Below are 16,705 nucleotides of genomic sequence, written 5' to 3' on the forward strand. Positions count from 1 at the left end.
CAGCAAGGTCCGATGCCCCTTCACACCCTCACACCAGAAACCCGGCACCACCAGCCAGAACCGCACGGGCACAGTCGAAAACCCGTCACGCAGCACACAGGCTCTCATCGGTCGGTGGATCGAGGCTAAGTCGCCTGTCCGGGGCCGGGCCGCGTCACGCCGCGGACGTGTCGACCGATGCCCGGTAGGCGTTGCCCGCCTGGACGCGCCGATTGTGGTGGGCGCCCTGAGGAAGGTCGAGTTTCACGAACACCGAGCGCAGGTGCGCGTCCACGGTGCGCTCGGAGAGGACGAGCCTGGCGGCGATCCCGGCGTTGGAGAGCCCCTCAGCCAACAACGCGAGTACCTCCCGCTCGCGAGCCGTGAGCATCGACAGCCCGCCGGGGACCGGGGAAGACACCGGCTCGTCCGCCGTGTCCGGGTCGCGGGCGGCGGCCTCGCTCGACGCCATCGTCGGCTCCGTCAGCTCGATGGCCAGGGCCCGGACGCACCCCGCCACGACGATGCTGAACGCCGCATACATGCCGACGAGGACCACCGTTCCCGCCAGTGGAGAGGTGCCGCCCAGGGCGCCGCAGACCATGACCAGGAGCGTGCCGGTGAGCGCGGACCCCGCGACCAGGGCCAGGCGACGGGCCGCGGCCACGTCGGGGGCGCTTCGCCAGGTGGCGAACACCGCGACCGCTGGGCCGAGCAGGACCGTGGCGAGATAGCCGACGTTGATGGCCATGCCCACCTGCTCGCCGCTGCTCGAGGGTAGGGGGGCCGAAGCGGCGAGCGGCTCGAAGTCGTCGAAGAACAGCGCGAACGAGGTTGCGGCCCCCACTGCCAGGGCTACCACGGCCACCAGGAGGGCACGCCCGGTGCCGCGGCCGAGGTAGCGGACGCTGAGCAGCGGAACCACGGAGAATGCGCCGATGAGCGGGAGATGCGCGACCCCCGCGACGACGGCCGCGGCCCAGGCGCTCGCCGAGCCTGGGGACCGCGCGCTGGCGAGCACAGCCAGCGCCCACAGGCCGGGATAGGCGGCAGCCACGACGGCGAGGGCAACGAGAACCGCGCGGAGCCCGCGCCACCCCTGCCCGAGGCCGGCGACTGCCACGGTGGTGACGGCCGCGGACGCGACCATGGCGACGAGAACCGGCCAGGCCGTGGCCGGCACCTTCGCCGCCTCGGGTCCGGTGGTGAGACACAGGGCGAGCGATGCCACCGTGACGGCCGCAACCAGCACTCTCACGGTGGTGTGCGGCGACGTCATGACCGCTGCCTCCTGTGCTCGTGGCCGGTGTGTCCAGGGTGCTGGCCACGGTGTCACACCGGCCGGTGCGGCGTCCAGTGCCTCCTGCGACGACTCGCAGAGGCGCCGCTCTCCCTGTGGCGCTGGCTACGATGTGGCGGTGACGTCCAGCCTTCCCGACGCGGGCCGCATCGCCGCTGTGCTCCCCTCCGCGACGCTCTGGCGCTCGGTCGAGGTCATCGAGACCACCGGCTCGACGAACGCGGATCTCGCCGCCCGCGCCCGTGCCGGAGCGGGCGAGGGAGCGGTCCTTGTGTCCAAGGAACAGACCGCCGGCCGCGGCAGGCTCGACCGGCAGTGGGTGAGCCCTCCCGGCACGTCGATCTCGATGTCGCTGCTGCTCACCCCTCAGCAGGAGTTCCCGCAGTGGGGCTGGCTCTCGCTGCTGGCGGGCATGGCCGTCGCGTCGGCCGTGGGCGAGCTCGCCGGGGGCGGGGCGCCGGTCTCGCTGAAGTGGCCCAACGACGTCCTCATCCGGGGGCGCAAGGTGTGCGGCATCCTGTCGGAGCGGATCGAGCACCCGGACGGGGCGCGCGCCGTCGTCGGCATCGGGATCAACGTGGACCTCGCCGCCGACCAGCTGCCGGTGCCCACCGCGACATCGCTGGCGCTGGAGGGGCTCCCGACCGATCAGAGCCGAATCGTCGCGGGCGTGCTCACCCACTTCGAGCGGCACTACCGCTCCTGGCAGCTGCGTGGAAACCTTCGCGCCGAGTACGAGGCGCGGTGCGCGTCCGTCGGCGCTGAGCTGACCGTGATCCTCGACGGCGACCGCCGAGTCTCGGGGACCGGCCGCGGCGTCGACGAGTGGGGCCGGCTGCAGGTCACCACCGCCACCGGCATCGAGACCTATCCGGTGGGCGACGTGGTGCACGCCACACTGGCCTGAGTGTCGTGGCCGCGTGCCACACTTGGCGCCATGGCACTCGACAAGAACCAGCTGGGCCGCGACGAGGTGGTCATCGCCTCGATGCACACCCACGTCAAGGCGCTCCTCGGCCCTGCGCTGATCCTCATCCTCCTGGGCGCCGGGCTCGGCGCCTCCATCGCGCTGGTGCCGCCCGAGTGGCAGCCGTGGGCCACCTACGTGGCGGTCGCCGTCGCGCTGGTGCTCTTCCTCGTCCTGGTGCTCATCCCGTTCCTGCGCTGGGTGACCTCGTCCTACACCATCACGGACCGCCGCATCATCACCCGCCGCGGCATCATCAACAAGCTCGGCCACGACCTGCCGCTGCGCCGGATCAACAACGTCAACTACGAGCGCTCGCTCACGGACCGGATGCTCGGCTGCGGCACGCTGATCCTGGAGACCGCCGCGGGGCAGCCGCTGCGGCTGCCGGACGTGCCGGACGTGGAGCGGGTGCACGTGACCATCACCGAGCTGCTGTTCAGCGAAGAGGACGAGGACGACGAGTAGCCGCTTGGGTATGCTGCCCCGGTGACTCGTCGCTATGCAGTGGCCATCGCCGGCGGTGGGCAGCTGGCCCGCATGATGCATCAGGCCGCCATCCCGCTGGGCATCGACGTCCGCCTCCTCGCGGAGGGCCCGGACGTGTCCGCGGCGCAGGTCATCCCGGGCGCCACCGTCGGCGACTACCGCAGCCTCGACACGCTGATGACCTTCACCGACGGGGTCGACGCGCTCACCTTCGACCACGAACACGTCCCCACCCGGCACCTCGAGGAGATCTCGCGGAAGGTGGCCGTGCGGCCGGGCCCCGCCGCGCTGGTCTACGCGCAGGACAAGGCCCTGATGCGGGAGAAGATGGCCGAGCTGGGCGTGGCCTGCCCCGCCTTCGCGGTGTGCGAGAACGTCAACGATGTGGCCGCCTTCGGGGAACGCCAGGGCTGGCCCATCATTGCCAAGACCTCCCGTGGGGGCTACGACGGCAAGGGTGTCTGGAAGCTCGACGACGACCAGGCCGAGGTTCCGTTCGAGGGCCTCGCCCACACGTCCGCGGGGGAGCGGGTCCGCATCGTCGCCGAGGAGTTCATCGACTTCTCCCGGGAGCTCTCCGCCATCGTCGTGCGCTCACCCTCGGGGCAGGTGGTGGCTTACCCGATCAGCGAGACGGTGCAGACGGACGGCATCTGCGTGGAGACCGTCACGCCCGCGCCCGGACTGGACCCGGAGCGCGCCTCGGGGCTGCAGCAGATGGCCATCCGGATCGCCACCGAGCTCGGCGTCGTCGGGGTGCTCGCGGTGGAGTTGATGGAGGCCCGCGACGGCCGGATCGTGGTCAACGAGCTGGCCATGCGCCCCCACAACACCGGCCACTGGACCATCGACGGCGCCCGCACCAGCCAGTTCGAGAACCACATCCGGGCCGTCCTCGACCTGCCGCTCGGCTCCCCGGAGCTCCGCGACGACGTGGTGGTGATGACCAATGTCCTCGGCGGCGCCGAGAAGGACCTCACCGGCGCGCTCATGCACGTCTTCGCACGCGACCGCACAGTCCGCGTGCACCTCTACGGCAAGGAGGTGAAGGCCGGCCGGAAGGTGGGCCACGTCACCTGCCTCGGCACAGACCTCGACGACGTCCGCCGCCGGGCGCACCACGCGGCCGGCTACCTGATGGGAGACCCGAATGCCTGAACCGCTCGTCTCGATCGTGATGGGCTCTGATTCGGACTGGCCCACCATGTCGGCCTCGGCCGATGCGCTCGCCGAGTTCGGCGTCCCATTCGAGGCCGATGTGGTCTCGGCGCACCGCATGCCCGAGGACATGGTGAGCTTCGGCCGCGAGGCCCACACGCGCGGCATCAAGGTGATCATCGCCGGCGCCGGCGGCGCGGCCCATCTGCCGGGCATGCTCGCCGCCCTCACCCCGCTGCCCGTGATCGGCGTTCCGGTGGCGCTGAAGTTCCTCGACGGCATGGACTCGCTGCTGTCGATCGTGCAGATGCCCGCGGGCGTCCCCGTCGCGACGGTGGCCATCGGCAACGCCCGCAACGCCGGCCTGCTCGCGGTGCGGATACTGGCGGCCTCGGACGAGGCGCTGATGGAGCGGATGCTGGACTTCCAGGAGTCCCTGCGCGATGCCGCCCGGGCCAAGGGCGCGGTCGTCCGCGAGGCGTCCGGCCAGAACTCCTGACCCTGGACGCTAAGAGCTGAGCCCGGTGGTGTCGCCCGCGGCGAGCGCCGAGAACACCTCGGCTGCCGCCGCGTCGTCCCAGCGGACCACTGAGCCGACCCCGCTCACGTTGCCCGTGCCCGCCACAGGGACGGTCATGCTGATCCCGGAGCCGGTGGTGGCGGCGAAGAAGCCCGCGGCTACGGCCGCCATGTCCAGCAGCCCGGTGTCCTCGCCGCGACCCAGGGACTGGGCCGCGGCCATGTTGAGCTGCCAGTAGCGCACCGGGTTGAGCACGGTCATGGGGTGGATCACCTCCCGGGCCATGGCCCCCATCACCTCGCGCTGGCGGTCTACCCGGCCGAGGTCGCCCCTCGGGTCGCCCTTACGCATCCGGACGTAGCCGAGCGCTGTGGTCCCGTCCACCCTCTGACAGCCGGCGGACATCGTGAGGTGGGAGTCGCGGTCGTCGATGTCGAACGTGGGGCACACCTCGATCCCGCCGAGGGCGTCGACCACGTCGACGACGCCGTCGAAGCCCACCTCGAGGTAGCCGTCGATCCGGATGCCGGTGTTGGCCTCCACCGTCTCGACGAGCAGCGGCGCGCCCCCGAACGCGAAGGCGGCGTTGAGTCTGTTGTCCGATCGCCCCGGGATGCTGACCAGCGAGTCGCGCGGCATCGACAGCAGCACCGGGTCCCCGACGGCGGGCCGGTGCATCAGCATCATCGTGTCCGTCCGGGCGCCGGCCACGCCGGCTCGCGCGTCCGAGCCCACCAGCAGGACAGTGGTCCCGGGCTGGTCGGCGGGCCGGTCTCCGGCAGGGGTGGCGTCCACCCTGGTGCTGATCACCCAGGCGTACAGCGGCGTGACGAGCAGGAAGAGCAGCCACAGCACCAGCATCGTGCCGACGAACCGCCGCAGCGGGCGTCGTCGCCGACGGGTGCGGCGCCGCGGCGCCTTGGGCGGAGGCGGGGGAGCCGCGACGCTCGGGGCTGGCGCGGCGGGTCGAGTGGGCGGAGGGTAGGCGGGCATGACCGCGGTCGGCTCCGGCTCGTCCGGAGACTCCTGCCGGTACAGCCAGTCCATGTTGTCGTCGCGATTGACCACCCGGGGTCCTCCTGTCCGCGGGCCAGGATACCCGCGGAGATCCGGCGCCGACGGCGTGGCAGATTTGGCCTCCCGCGGTGAGGGCGCGAAACTGGGGCGAGTCACCGAAGAGGAGCACCCGTGACCCCACCGCAGCCCGCCGAGGCTCAGGCCGTCCACGCGCGGCGCGCCCTCGGGTTCATCCTCATGTCCGCGGCGGTGCCAGGCTCCGTGCAGAGTTTCGCGGGGAACCGCGGCCTGGGCCGGATCGCCGGCCGGGTCTACGGCGCGGCGGCGCTGCTCGGCGTGCTGGTTCTCCTCGGGCTCTGGCTGTGGCGCGGCCCCACCGTCGGAGTCCTGCTCACCCCCTGGGTGGCCACGATCGTCAGATTCGCGCTGTGGGTGCTGTTCGCGGGCTGGGTGCTGCTGCTCCTGGACTCCTGGCGGCTCGCCCGCCCGCTGCGCCTACCCAGGCGGCCGCGCCTGGTGCTCACCATCACCTCGCTGGTCCTGGCGCTCGCCGTCGGCGGCGTCACCACGGTAGCCGCGAACGCCCTGGTGGCGGCCCGCAACGTCGGCGAGGTCTTCGGGGGCGGCGGCGAGGCGGAGATCAAGGACGGCCGCTACAACGTCCTCCTCCTGGGGGCGGATTCCGCGGCGGACCGGCAGGGCCTGCGCCCGGACTCGATCAACGTGGCCTCCGTGGACGCCCAGACGGGCCGAACGGTGCTGTTCGGCCTACCACGCAACCTGCAGAAGGTGCGGTTCCCTGACTCGTCGCCCCTGAACGAGCTGTACCCCGACGGCTTCGTCTGCGAGGACAACGGCTGCATGCTCAACGGCATCTGGACGCTCGGCGAGGAACACGCGGACCTGTACCCGGGCCAGCAGGCGGGCCTCGAGGCCATGAAGGAGGCGGTCGAGGAGACCCTCGGCCTGGACCTCAACTACTACGCGCTGGTGGATATGCACGGGTTCAGCGCGCTCATCGACGCCATGGGCGGCATCAGGCTTGACATCTCCAAGCCGATTCCCATCGGCGGGGGCGGTTCCCCGATCAGTGGCTACATCGACCCCGGCGAAGACGTGCTGCTCGACGGCTACCACGCGCTGTGGTTCGCCCGCTCCCGCGCCGAGTCAAGCGACTACGAGCGGATGGTGCGCCAGAAGTGCGTGATGTCCGCCATGGTCCAGCAACTCGACCCGGCGACGGTGGCCACGAAGTTCGTCGAGCTCAGCGAGGCGGGTGGGGATCTCCTCAAGACCGACGTCGGCACCGGCGCGATCGCCGACCTGGCCGAGCTGGCCCTCAAGGCGCGCGAGCAGAACATCACGTCGGTCAACTTCTCCCCGCCGCTCATCGTCACGGCGGACCCGGACTTCGAGCTGATCCGCAGCACCGTCGACGAGAAGCTCTCCCCAACCCCGACCCCGGAGCCCACCGCCACCTCGGCGGCCCCGTCGGCGAGCGGGTCGGAGGCCGCAGCCTCGCCTTCCGCCCAGGCGGCCGACGACAAGCCGTTCACCGAAACCCCCGATCTGGCCGCCGTTTGCTCGGTCAGCTAGGTTGTCACCGGAGGAAGGAGTCTCGGTGCAGCCTGTCAGCGTGGTGATGCCCATCCGAAACGAGGAAAAGCATCTGCGCGCCGCGGTGGAGCGCGTGCTGGATCAGCGTTACCCGGGTGAGCTCGAGATCGTGCTCGCGGTGGCGCCGAGCGAGGACCGGACCCATGCGATCGCCGACGAGCTCGCCGCCGCGGATCCCCGTGTGGTCGTGCTGGACAACCCCACCGGATTCACCCCGGCAGGCCTCAACATCGCCATCGACCACTCCAGCCACGACATCATCGTCCGTGTCGACGGGCACGGCGAGCTCAGCCCCGGCTACATCGAGACAGCGGTGGCACTCCTGGATGAGACCGGGGCCGCCAACGTCGGCGGACTCATGGACGCGCAGGGCACAACGCCGCTGTCGGAGGCCATCGCGGCGGCGTACAACTCGCGGCTCGGGCTGGGTGGCGGCGGCTTCCACCTCGCCGACACCCCGGCGGGTCCGGCCGACACAGTCTTCCTCGGAGTGTTTCGCAAGGCGAAGCTCCAGGAGGTGGGCGCCTTCGACGAGACCCTCCACCGCGCCCAGGACTGGGAGCTCAACTACCGGCTCCGCCACGCCGGGCACCTGGTCTACTTCACGCCCAGCCTGCGCGTCGTCTATCACCCGCGGGACGGTTACCGCGCCCTGGCCAGGCAGTTCTACACCACAGGCCAGTGGCGCCGTGAGGTGGCCCGCCGTCACCCGGAGACCCTTTCGCTGCGCTACCTGGCGCCTCCACTCACCGTGCTCGGGCTCGGCGGGGGGCTCCTCGGCGGGCTGCTTGGACTGATCCTGCGCAACAACGCCCTCACCGGCCTGCTGCTGGCCCCGGCCGTCTACCTCGCGTTCGTCGCCGCCGCGACAGCCAGCGTCCGGTCATTGTCCCCGGCCGCGCGGCTCAGGTTCCCCGTCGTGCTCGCCGTCATGCACCTGTTCTGGGGGGCCGGGTTCGTCCGCGGCCTGCCTCAGTGACCATGGGGGCCGCGGAGACCGCCAGCGGCCTGCTCCTGCAGGCGCAACGGTTGGCGGACCGGGTCCGCGAGGAGGCCGAGGCTGATGTGGCGCGCTCCAGGCAGGAACTCGCCGGCCTCCTCCGGGAGCGCGACGAGGCGGCAGGCGAACTCGAGTTCGTCCGTCACCGGCTCGACGATGCCCGCGCGGACGCGCAACGGGCCCTCACCGAGGCTGCGGACCAGGCCGGCCGGATCACCGAGTCCGCGCAGCGCGCAGCCGATGAGGTGATCGGCGACGCCCGCGCCGAGGCTGAGGCGGAGGTCGCGGCCGCGCGCCGGCAGGCGGCTGAGCTCGTGGCCGAGGCGGAGGCAGAGACGGGACGAATCCGCGAGGAGTCAGAGCGGCGCCGCGCGGAGCACGACGCGCTACTGGAGCGCGAACGCCGGGCTTTCGAGCGGGAACTGGCCGAGCAGGCCGCCCAGGCCGACGCGGACGCTGCCAAGGTGCGCGCGGACGCCGAGGCCGAGGCGCGGCGCAGCGCGGCAGAGGTGGACGACCTGCTCCGGGAGGCGCGCGACGAGGCGGCCAGGGTCCGCGCCGACGCCGCGGCAGAGGTGGAGATCCAGCGTGAGGCGGCTGCCGCGCAGGCCGCCCGCCTGATCGACGACGCGGAGAGTCGCTCGCAGGCCCAGCTGGCCGACGCGGCCGCGCAGCTGGCCTGGGCCCGCACCACAGTCTCCGCGCTGCTCGATGGAGCCAAGGCCGACATCGCCCGCTCCACCCGCGATTCCCACCTGGCCAACGCAACCCGATCCAGGGAACTGCGGGCCAAGCTCGCGCGGACCACGGACCGCGCCGTCGAGGTGGCCCGCCAACGCATCCGATCCGCCGAGGTGGACGCCGCAGACATCCGGGCGCGGGCCGGAGCCGAGCTGCGCGCCGCCGCAGACCATTCCACTCGCACCCGTGCAGACGCCGAGACGAGGGCAACCGATTCGCTGGACCGGGCCAGACGCGAGGCCGAAGCGATCGTGCGCCGCGCCGAGGAACGAACCGCGGAGGCCGAGACCACGGCCGCTCTGGTGCGCGAGACGCTGGCAGCGGATCTGGAGCGTTCGCAACGCGCCTCCTTCGAGCGCACCCGTGCCACCCGCGAGGAGGCGGTGAGGCTGCTCGCCGAAGCCCGCACCGAGGCCGAGGCGCTCCGATCCGGGGCCCGCGAGACAGTCGCGTCCGCCCGCGACGAGGTTGCGCGGCTCACCCGCCGCCGAGATAACATCACCGCGCAGCTCAGCAGCCTCTCCGGCGTCATCGAAGCACTTTCCGTCCCAGGTACCACCCCCACCCCCAGCGAGGAATCATGACCACACCCAGTTTCCGTACCGTGCTGCGCGGCTACGAGCCGTCCCAGGTCGAGGCCGAGATCGCCACGTTGCAGCAGGCCCTGGACTCGGCCAGGGCCGAGCTGGGTGAGCTGAGCGTCCAGCTGCGGGAGGCCGGCCAGGAGCGGGCCGCTCTTGAAGCCCGCCTCGCCGAGGCGCAGGCCCGGGCAGAGGAGGCCGCCCGTGCCCAGCATGTGGCATCGCGTCCCACGTTCGCCGAGCTCGGCGAGCGCGTGGGGCAGATCCTGTCCCTCGCCGAGGAGGAGGCCGACGACACCCGCCGCGCCGCGCAGGAGGAGGCGGCCGCACGGATCGAGGAGGCCACCCGCATCGCGCAGGCCACCGCCGTCGAGGCTGACCGCTACGCAGTGGACACCCGATCCTCCGCCGAGGCCGACGCGGAGGCGCGCCTCACCGGCGCCCAGCGTCGCGCCGACGAGCTGCTGGACCACGCGGACCGCGAGGCCGCCACCCGCCGTGAGGAGGCAGAGGCCGTCTACGAGTCCCAGCAGGCGAGGGCCGCCCAGGCAGCCGCGGACTTCGAGCGGACGCTCGCCGAGCGGCGCGACGCCGCGGCAGCGGACTTCGCGGCGGCCATGGGCCAGCGCGACGATCAGCTCCGGGCGGCCGAGGAGAACCTTCAGGCAGCCGAGAACGAGGCGCAGCGCATCATCTCAGACGCCTCCTCGCAGGCCGAGGCCGTGCGCGTCAAGGCCGAGCGTGAGGCCGACGCGTTGGTGAGCGAGGCCCGGACGCGGGCGGATCGCATCCGCCGTGACTCGGACCGCGAACTGGCCGCTGTGACCCAGCGCCGCGATTCGATCACCTCCCAGCTGTCCAATGTGCGCCAGATGCTGGCCACCCTCGGTGGGGGAGCGGTCCTCGCTGCGGTGGACCCGGACCCGGAGCCGCAGCCGGATCCCGAGGCGGAGTCCGAGGCCGAGGCGGAGGCCCAGCCGCAGGCGGACGAGGCGGAGCAGCCCTCAGATCAGTAGCGCGCGCTCCGCGGCGGCGATCTCGGCCGCCCGTTCCCGCGACACCCCCACTGCCACCACCGTCGAGCCGGACCCCTGGACCGGCGCCACGAGCGCCCCGGCCACGGTGGCCCAGCCCGCGGGCGGATCCAGGAGCAGAAGCCGTCCGTCTCTGGGCGCCGTCGCCGGCACAGGGGCGCCGTCCCACACCGTCGACTCGCCGAGCGGGGAGAGGTCGTGGGCATCCGGCTGCGCCATCGCCTCCCGGAAGTCCACCGCGCCGTCAGGGGCCACCGGGAAACCCAGCCCCAGCGGGTGCAGCGAGCACGCCACCGTCGTGGCGGCGCGGCGGTCGTCGCCCGGACCCACCACCAACAGCTCCGCGCCCGAGATCCCCGGGTTGACCGGGCAGCCGCGCTGCCAGGCCGCGGCCACCCACACCAACGTCACCCAGTGCGCCGGGTGGGTCTCGGCGAGCGCCACGTCGATCGGCTCGCCGTCGTCGTGGCCCAGGTCCGCGATGAGGTTGGCGGTCTTGTCCACCCAGTTGGCGAACGTGACGGCCGACAGCTCGATCCGGGAGCCGTCGCGCCCGTCGTAGTAGGTGAGGAGGGGCTGCGAGCCCTGACGGGCGACGCGACGGCGGAGGGCGCTGATGAGCATGGGGCGATCCTATTGGCGGTCCCGGCCCTGCGGATTCGCTAGCCTCCCACCATGCGCTACGTCGTCATCATGGCCGGTGGGTCCGGCACCCGCCTCTGGCCGCTGTCCAGGCAGGGCAGGCCCAAGCAGTTGCTGGAGCTCTTCGGGGGGTCCTCGCTGCTGCGCCTGGCCTACGAGCGGCTCGTCGGCGTGGTGCCGCCCGAGCGCATCCTGGTGTGCACGGGCCGCGCCTACGCCGAGGATGTGGCCCGCCAGCTGCCGGAGCTGGCCGCCGGGAACATCCTGGGGGAGCCGGAGGGCCGTGATTCGCTCAACGCGGTGGCCTGGTCCGCCGCGGTGGTCGCGGACCGGGACGCGGACGCGGTGGTGGCCATGGTCACCGCTGATCAGGTGATCACCCCCGTCGAGGAGTTCCAGCGCAGCCTCGCGCTGGCGTTCGAGGTGGCCGAGCAGCGGCCCCACGCGCTGGTGACCCTCGGGGTGCTGCCCACCTCGCCGCACACCGGGTACGGCTACCTCCACCGCGCCGAGGAGCTCGACGGGTTCCCCGGCGTGCACCGGGTGGCGGAGTTCAAGGAGAAGCCGTCGCGGGAGGTGGCCGAGCAGTACCTGGCCACCGGCGAGTACTGGTGGAACGCCGGCATGTTCGTATGGCGGGCCCAGACACTGCTGGGCCAGCTGGATCAGCTGCTCCCGGACACCGCGGCCAAGGTCCGCGCAATCGTCGCCGATCCGTCGTCCCTCGACGAGATCTTCCCCACGCTGCAGAAGATCTCGGTGGACTACGCCGTGATGGAGCCCGCCTCGGTGGGACGCACCGACGCCGAGGTGGTGAGTGTGGGCCTGGCGATCGACTGGCGCGACGTGGGCGGCTTCGTGTCGCTGGCCGGGCTCCTGACCCAGGACGAGCACGGCAACGCCGTCGACGGGGCGGCCGTCACGCTGGACTCGCAGGGATGCGTCCTCATCAACACGAGGGGCGCCGGGCACGTGCTGGGCACCATCGGACTCCGCGACTGCCTCGTGGTCTCCACACCCACCGCCACCCTGGTGGCGCCGCTCGCCGATTCGGAGCGCGTGAAGGAGCTGGTGGCCCTCGTGCGGGAGAAAGCGGGGGACCAATTCGCCTGATCGGCTTGACCGATCAAAATCACTCGTGTGTAATTCACAACAACGAAGGGAGGCGACGGTGGATGAGACCATCGATCTCTTCGGAGACGACGGAGCCTTCTCGTGGCAGGCTCACGCGTTGTGCGCCCAGACGGACCCCGAGGCCTTCTTCCCGGAGAAGGGCGGCTCCACCCGCGAAGCCAAGCGGGTGTGCCAGAACTGCACCGTCCGCACCGAATGCCTCGAGTACGCTTTGGGCCACGACGAGCGCTTCGGTATCTGGGGCGGCCTCTCCGAGCGCGAACGCCGGAAGCTGAAGCGCGCGGCCGGCTAATCCCAGGTCCGGGAGGACAGTGTGACCGACGAACCGCAGCACGGACGCCTCGAGGATCTCTGGTCCTGGATCGATTCCGAGGATCCGGCCGGGGAGACCCCACTCATCGAACCCGCTGCGGTGACCGCCGTCATGGTGGTGCACGACGCCGCCGAGTGGCTGCCGCGCCAACTGCTCGCCCTGGCAGGCCTGGATCCCCGGCCTGGCCGGATTGTCGCGGTGGACACCGGATCGGTCGACGACTCGAGAGACCTGGTGCTGCGCGCGGTCGCCGAGGGCGTCCTGGATGAACTGGTGGACGCAGACGCGGGCAGCAGCTTCGGCGAGGCGGTGAGCCTGGCGCTCGCGGAGTCCGAGCCTGAGTGGATCTGGCTGCTGCACGACGACTCATCCCCCCACCCCGACACCCTCGCCCACCTCCTCGACGGCGCCCGTCAGGCCGACGTGGTGGTGCCGAAGCTCCTCGAGCCCAAGCGGCGCAACTACCCCGACACCCTCTCGGAGGTGGGGCAGGCCATCACCCCCGGGGGGCAGCGCGTGCCGCTGGTGGAGGAGGGCGACGTGGACCAGCAGCAGACCGAGCCTCGCGAGGTCCTGGGCGGGTCCACCGCCGGCATGCTGGTCAGGGGCGAGGTGTGGCGCGAGATCGGCGGACTGGCTCCCGAGGTGGCCCGTCACCGCGACGGCGTGGACCTGGGGTGGCGCGCCAACGCCGTCGGCTACCGCGTGCTGACCTGGCCCGCCGCCGCGCTGGTGCACCGTCGCGCCGGCCGCACCGGAGAGCGTCCCTCGGACCTGCACCCGCACGAGGACGACCGGCTGGCGGCGCTCCGGGTGGCCGGGGCGCGGGGCGCCTCCCGCGCGGGTGTCGCGGTGGGCTCGACGCTGCGGGCGCTGGGCTTCCTCCTGGCCAAATCCCCAGGACACGCAGGCGCCGAGCTGGCGGCGATACGCCGCTACCTGGGCAGCGGCGAGGTCACGGCCGCGCTGGCGGCCCGGCTGCCGGAGGAGGACCTCACCCCCGACGACCTGCTCCCCAACCGCTTCTGGCCGCTGCGCCACGCCGTCGACAAGCTGGGCGCCGGGGTCTCGGAGAGGTTCCGGGATCTGCGGGAGGCCGACACCACCCTCGACGACCTGACCGGCGACGACTTCGCCGGAGGGCCGGTGCGCCGCCGGGTGATCTCTCCGGTGACCGCGCTGCTGGTCCTGCTCGCCGTCGCGGCGGTCGCGGCCGGCCGTACCCTGCTCGGCCTCGGCGCGGTCTCCGGGGGCGGTCTGCTGCCGGCCCCGGGGTCGATCGGCGCGGTGTGGGAGGCGTACCTGAGCGGTGAGGCGCCCTGGATGGGTGTCGCGGCGGTCGCCTCGCTGGCCGGTCTGGGCAGCCCGGGTTGGTTCGCTTTCCTGGCCCTGCTCGCCACCCCGCTGCTGGCGGGGCTGTCCGCGCTGGCGCTGCTGCGCCGGCTCGGCGTGACGCCCGCGGTCGGGGCGGCCGTCTCGGCGGCGTGGGCCGGTGCCACCATCCTGCTGGGCCTCGTCACCGCCGGCGACGTCAGCGGCATGGTGCTGGCCGTCGTCGGGCCGTTGCTGGCCAGGGCGGTGCACGCCGTCGTCCGCAACGAGGCCGCCGGGGCGGAGCGGCTCCGGGCGCCGGCGGGCGCCGCCTTCTGGCTGGTCATCGCCTCGCTCGTGTGGCCGGTGCTGCTGGTGCTGGCCACCCTCGCCGCCGTCGGCTGGGCCGTGCGCGACCGCTCCCGCGTGGCGGACGTCGCCGTCGGCGTCCTGCCGGCCTGGGTGTTTTTCGCCCCCTGGCTGGGGCATCTCCTCGCGCACCCCGGCCGCCTCTTCACCGGGGTGGATCCGAATGCGTGGCCGGACTTCCCGCCGGCGTCCTTCGCACTGGTGGTGGGCCGCATCCTCCCCTCGGGGCTGCCGCTGTGGGCCAACGTGACCTTCTTCGCCGTGCTGGCCCTCGTCGCCGTCGTGGCCCTGGCGCGGCTCTCCGGCACGGCCTGGCGGTGGGCGATCGCCGGGATCGCCGCCCCGCTGGTGATCGGGACTCTGCTGTCGCGGCTGGTGGTCACCGTCGATGGCGGCACCGCCCGGGTCCTCCTGTCGCCGTGGGCGCTGCTCGTGGTGGCCGCCCTGCTCGCGCCCGTGGTGGCGGCCGCGCTGGCGGGCACGGCCCTGACCCGCTCGGCCGTGGCGCTGGGCGTGAGCGGCCTGCTGGCCGCCGGGGTGTGGGCTGTGGTGGGCTTCAACGGGCCCGTGGACGACACGGCCTCGGCGCTTCCCGGCTACGTGCGTGACGTGCTGGACTCCCCCCGCGACACCCGCGCCCTCATGATCGAACTCACCGACGACGGTGCCCTCGCGTGGAATGTCGTTGACGCCCGCCAACCCCAGTGGGGCACCGGCGAACGCAATCCGGCTGGGGATTTCTCCGCCGAGTTCCGCGCCCTGGTCCAGGCCTTCTCCACCGGGGCGGTGCCAGACGACGTGGCCCAGCAGCTGACCGCGCTGGGGACCTCGCACGTCTGGCTGCGGGGCTTCGACCCCGAGCTGAGGGCTGCCCTGGACAACGCGGCGGGAATGACCAGCGCAGCGGCGGACGCCGAGACGGTGGTCTGGACCGTGCTCGGCCTCGTCTCCAGGTCTCAGGTCGTCGACGGCGAGACCGCCGAGCCGTTGGTGCAGGGCCGCGTGGAGGAGGGTGCCGCCGGGCGCAGACTGGTGGTAGCCGAGCCACCGGACGCGGACTGGCAGGCCACCCTCGACGGACGGCCTCTCCAGCGGATCGACGGCGCGGACCGCCTGACCTTCGACCTGGGCCAGTCGGCGGGTGAGGTGGCCGTGCAGCCGCGGCCGCATCCGTGGCGCTTCGCCGTCCAGCTCGCCGTCGCGGCGGTCCTGGCCGTCCTGGCGGCCCCCACGCTGGGTGCGGCCACCGTGGCGCGGAGGGGGCAGGAATGATCCGCAGACTGGGAGTGTCGTTGGCGGCCCTCATGCTGGTGGTGGCCGTGGCTGTCGGGTTGGCGCTGATCAGCCCGCTCCGGAAGCCGGTCGCCGAGGTGATCGAGCTTCCCCGAAGCACGGCGTTGACCTGCATCCCGGCAGGTCAAGTCCTCGTCAGTGGCTCCGGTGAGCTCAGCGTCACGGGGCTCGACGGCGCCGAGCGCGCCGTCACCGCACCGGTGGCCGAGCCTGTGACAGGGTCGGTGGGCCTCCGTGCTGAGGACACGATTGCGGCGGGCGTCCTCGTCGAGGAGCCGCAGCGCGCCTTCGCGCCGTGCGGCACCCCGGCGACCGCCGGGATGGTGCTCGTCGCGGACCCCGCCGCCACGGAGCTCATCCTGGTCAACACGGACCCCGGCGCGGCCGCGGTGGATCTCACCCTCCTCGGCCCCGACGGCGAGGTGACCGCAGTGGGGGCCCGGGGGATCGCCCTGGCGCCAGGCGTCAGCAGGAGGGTCGCCTTGTCGGTGCTGGCGCCGGCCGGGCCGGTCGGCGTCGCGTTCAGTACCAGTCAGGGCCGCGTGGCGCTCATCGCCGCTGCGGTGGAGGGCCGCCCCACGCAGTTCGCGCCGCCCACCACGGTGGCCACCGAGCACCTGCTCACCGGCGCCCCGGGGGGCGCCACCTCGTCGCGGCTCCTGGTGAGCAACCCCACGGAGAACCGCACGGAGGTGTCCATCGAGGGCATGGGGCCGGCAGGGCCGTACGTGCCCGCGGTGGCCGATTCGCTCTCCATCCCGGCCATGAGCACCATCTCGATCGACCTCACGGCACCCCTGGCAGGGGAGCCGACGGCTGTGCGGGTCACGTCGACGGTCGCGGTGGGGGCGGCGCTCGTCACCGGAGCGACGGGCGCCCGAGCCACCGTCGTGGCTGAGGCGCCAGGCACGGACCTGACAGGGTTGGTCCCCGGGGCGGGGACCCTGCTGCTGAGCAACCCCGGCCGATCGGACACACTCACCGCGGACGTCGGCCTCACCCCCGTCGGGGGGGAGACCACCAACCAGCAGGTCAGCATCGGGCCAGGCCAGAGCGTCACGGTGCCGGTCCCGGAGGGCGGGCCAGTGGTGGTCTCCGTCACCTCGGGCGCCGAGGTGCTCGCCGCTGCCGTGTCGGTGACACCGGAGGGCACCGTGGTGGTTCCCGTCGGCCCAGCCGCGGTCGCAGAGGTGCAGACCCTGCCTGCAGAGCTGCGCCCCGCGCTGCGCTGACCGAGCTG

15 protein-coding genes are annotated in these 16,705 nt (G+C 72.7%); 12 read left to right on the top strand and 3 right to left on the bottom strand.

Annotated features, from left to right (window positions below):
* Positions 1-154: 154 nt before the first annotated feature.
* A complete protein-coding gene (locus tag H5399_RS18305; protein ID WP_255422422.1) occupies positions 155-1,258 on the bottom strand; it encodes a response regulator transcription factor in 1,104 nt (367 codons plus the stop codon).
* Between the two features lie 139 nt (positions 1,259-1,397).
* Between H5399_RS18305 and H5399_RS16705 the strand changes: the two genes are divergently transcribed.
* From H5399_RS16705 to purE, 4 genes are read left to right on the top strand one after another with little or no spacing between them, the layout of a single operon-like run.
* The gene (locus H5399_RS16705) at positions 1,398-2,186 is read left to right on the top strand and encodes a biotin--[acetyl-CoA-carboxylase] ligase (RefSeq protein WP_220491095.1); all 789 of its coding nucleotides are present in this window, start codon (positions 1,398-1,400) and stop codon (positions 2,184-2,186) included.
* A gap of 30 nt (positions 2,187-2,216) precedes the next feature.
* On the top strand, positions 2,217-2,714 hold the full coding sequence (locus H5399_RS16710) for a PH domain-containing protein (RefSeq protein ID WP_182784720.1): 498 nt from the start codon (positions 2,217-2,219) through the stop codon (positions 2,712-2,714).
* 21 nt (positions 2,715-2,735) lie between these two features.
* Positions 2,736-3,893 (top strand): 5-(carboxyamino)imidazole ribonucleotide synthase, encoded by a 1,158-nt coding sequence (locus H5399_RS16715; protein ID WP_182784722.1) that lies wholly within the window; start codon positions 2,736-2,738, stop codon positions 3,891-3,893.
* Complete coding sequence (gene purE, locus H5399_RS16720; RefSeq protein WP_182784723.1) at positions 3,886-4,392, top strand: 5-(carboxyamino)imidazole ribonucleotide mutase; 507 nt, start codon at positions 3,886-3,888, stop codon at positions 4,390-4,392. Before H5399_RS16715 ends, purE begins: the two co-directional genes overlap by 8 nt.
* 9 nt (positions 4,393-4,401) lie before the next feature.
* On the opposite strand, the gene H5399_RS16725 is transcribed toward purE, so the two are convergent.
* Positions 4,402-5,481: an LCP family protein gene (locus H5399_RS16725; RefSeq protein WP_370585818.1), complete on the bottom strand. Its 1,080-nt coding sequence runs from the start codon at positions 5,479-5,481 to the stop codon at positions 4,402-4,404.
* 120 nt (positions 5,482-5,601) lie between these two features.
* On the opposite strand from H5399_RS16725, the gene H5399_RS16730 reads away from it, so the two are divergent.
* Genes H5399_RS16730 through H5399_RS16745 form a run of 4 tightly spaced genes read left to right on the top strand, consistent with a single transcriptional unit; the run spans position 5,602 to position 10,385 of the window.
* Positions 5,602-7,026 carry an LCP family protein gene (locus H5399_RS16730; RefSeq protein ID WP_182784726.1) on the top strand — a complete coding sequence of 475 codons (1,425 nt, stop codon included), beginning with the start codon at positions 5,602-5,604 and terminating at the stop codon, positions 7,024-7,026.
* Positions 7,027-7,051: 25 nt separating this feature from the next.
* Positions 7,052-8,026, top strand: a complete 975-nt coding sequence (locus tag H5399_RS16735; protein WP_370585819.1) for a glycosyltransferase family 2 protein — start codon at positions 7,052-7,054, stop codon at positions 8,024-8,026.
* Positions 8,023-9,372 carry a hypothetical protein gene (locus tag H5399_RS16740; RefSeq protein ID WP_182784728.1) on the top strand — a complete coding sequence of 450 codons (1,350 nt, stop codon included), beginning with the start codon at positions 8,023-8,025 and terminating at the stop codon, positions 9,370-9,372. Before H5399_RS16735 ends, H5399_RS16740 begins: the two co-directional genes overlap by 4 nt.
* A complete protein-coding gene (locus tag H5399_RS16745; protein ID WP_182784730.1) occupies positions 9,369-10,385 on the top strand; it encodes a hypothetical protein in 1,017 nt (338 codons plus the stop codon). Before H5399_RS16740 ends, H5399_RS16745 begins: the two co-directional genes overlap by 4 nt.
* Here H5399_RS16745 and H5399_RS16750 read toward each other — a convergent pair.
* Positions 10,374-11,027 (bottom strand): TIGR03089 family protein, encoded by a 654-nt coding sequence (locus H5399_RS16750; protein ID WP_182784732.1) that lies wholly within the window; start codon positions 11,025-11,027, stop codon positions 10,374-10,376. The genes H5399_RS16745 and H5399_RS16750 overlap by 12 nt on opposite strands.
* Positions 11,028-11,078: 51 nt before the next feature.
* On the opposite strand from H5399_RS16750, the gene H5399_RS16755 reads away from it, so the two are divergent.
* Genes H5399_RS16755 through H5399_RS16770 form a run of 4 tightly spaced genes read left to right on the top strand, consistent with a single transcriptional unit; the run spans position 11,079 to position 16,697 of the window.
* Positions 11,079-12,158, top strand: coding sequence for a mannose-1-phosphate guanylyltransferase (locus tag H5399_RS16755; protein WP_182784734.1), 1,080 nt, complete (start codon positions 11,079-11,081; stop codon positions 12,156-12,158).
* Between the two features lie 58 nt (positions 12,159-12,216).
* Positions 12,217-12,471 carry a WhiB family transcriptional regulator gene (locus H5399_RS16760; RefSeq protein WP_182784736.1) on the top strand — a complete coding sequence of 85 codons (255 nt, stop codon included), beginning with the start codon at positions 12,217-12,219 and terminating at the stop codon, positions 12,469-12,471.
* A gap of 21 nt (positions 12,472-12,492) precedes the next feature.
* Complete coding sequence (locus H5399_RS16765) at positions 12,493-15,444, top strand: glycosyltransferase family 2 protein (protein ID WP_182784738.1); 2,952 nt, start codon at positions 12,493-12,495, stop codon at positions 15,442-15,444.
* Positions 15,441-16,697, top strand: a complete 1,257-nt coding sequence (locus tag H5399_RS16770) for a DUF5719 family protein (RefSeq protein ID WP_182784739.1) — start codon at positions 15,441-15,443, stop codon at positions 16,695-16,697. Before H5399_RS16765 ends, H5399_RS16770 begins: the two co-directional genes overlap by 4 nt.
* Positions 16,698-16,705: the final 8 nt, after the last annotated feature.

Origin of the sequence: Tessaracoccus sp. MC1627 (assembly GCF_014164725.1) — a bacterium.
Classification (GTDB): domain Bacteria; phylum Actinomycetota; class Actinomycetes; order Propionibacteriales; family Propionibacteriaceae; genus Arachnia.

Excerpts from the sequence above, each read along its gene's own strand:
- H5399_RS18305 (WP_255422422.1), bottom strand. The coding sequence starts at position 1,258 with ATGACGTCGCCGCACACCACCGTGAGAGTGCTGGTTGCGGCCGTCACG.
- H5399_RS16710 (WP_182784720.1), top strand. The coding sequence starts at position 2,217 with ATGGCACTCGACAAGAACCAGCTGGGCCGCGACGAGGTGGTCATCGCC.
- purE (WP_182784723.1), top strand. The coding sequence starts at position 3,886 with ATGCCTGAACCGCTCGTCTCGATCGTGATGGGCTCTGATTCGGACTGG.
- H5399_RS16745 (WP_182784730.1), top strand. The coding sequence starts at position 9,369 with ATGACCACACCCAGTTTCCGTACCGTGCTGCGCGGCTACGAGCCGTCC.
- H5399_RS16750 (WP_182784732.1), bottom strand. The coding sequence starts at position 11,027 with ATGCTCATCAGCGCCCTCCGCCGTCGCGTCGCCCGTCAGGGCTCGCAG.
- H5399_RS16755 (WP_182784734.1), top strand. The coding sequence starts at position 11,079 with ATGCGCTACGTCGTCATCATGGCCGGTGGGTCCGGCACCCGCCTCTGG.
- H5399_RS16770 (WP_182784739.1), top strand. The coding sequence starts at position 15,441 with ATGATCCGCAGACTGGGAGTGTCGTTGGCGGCCCTCATGCTGGTGGTG.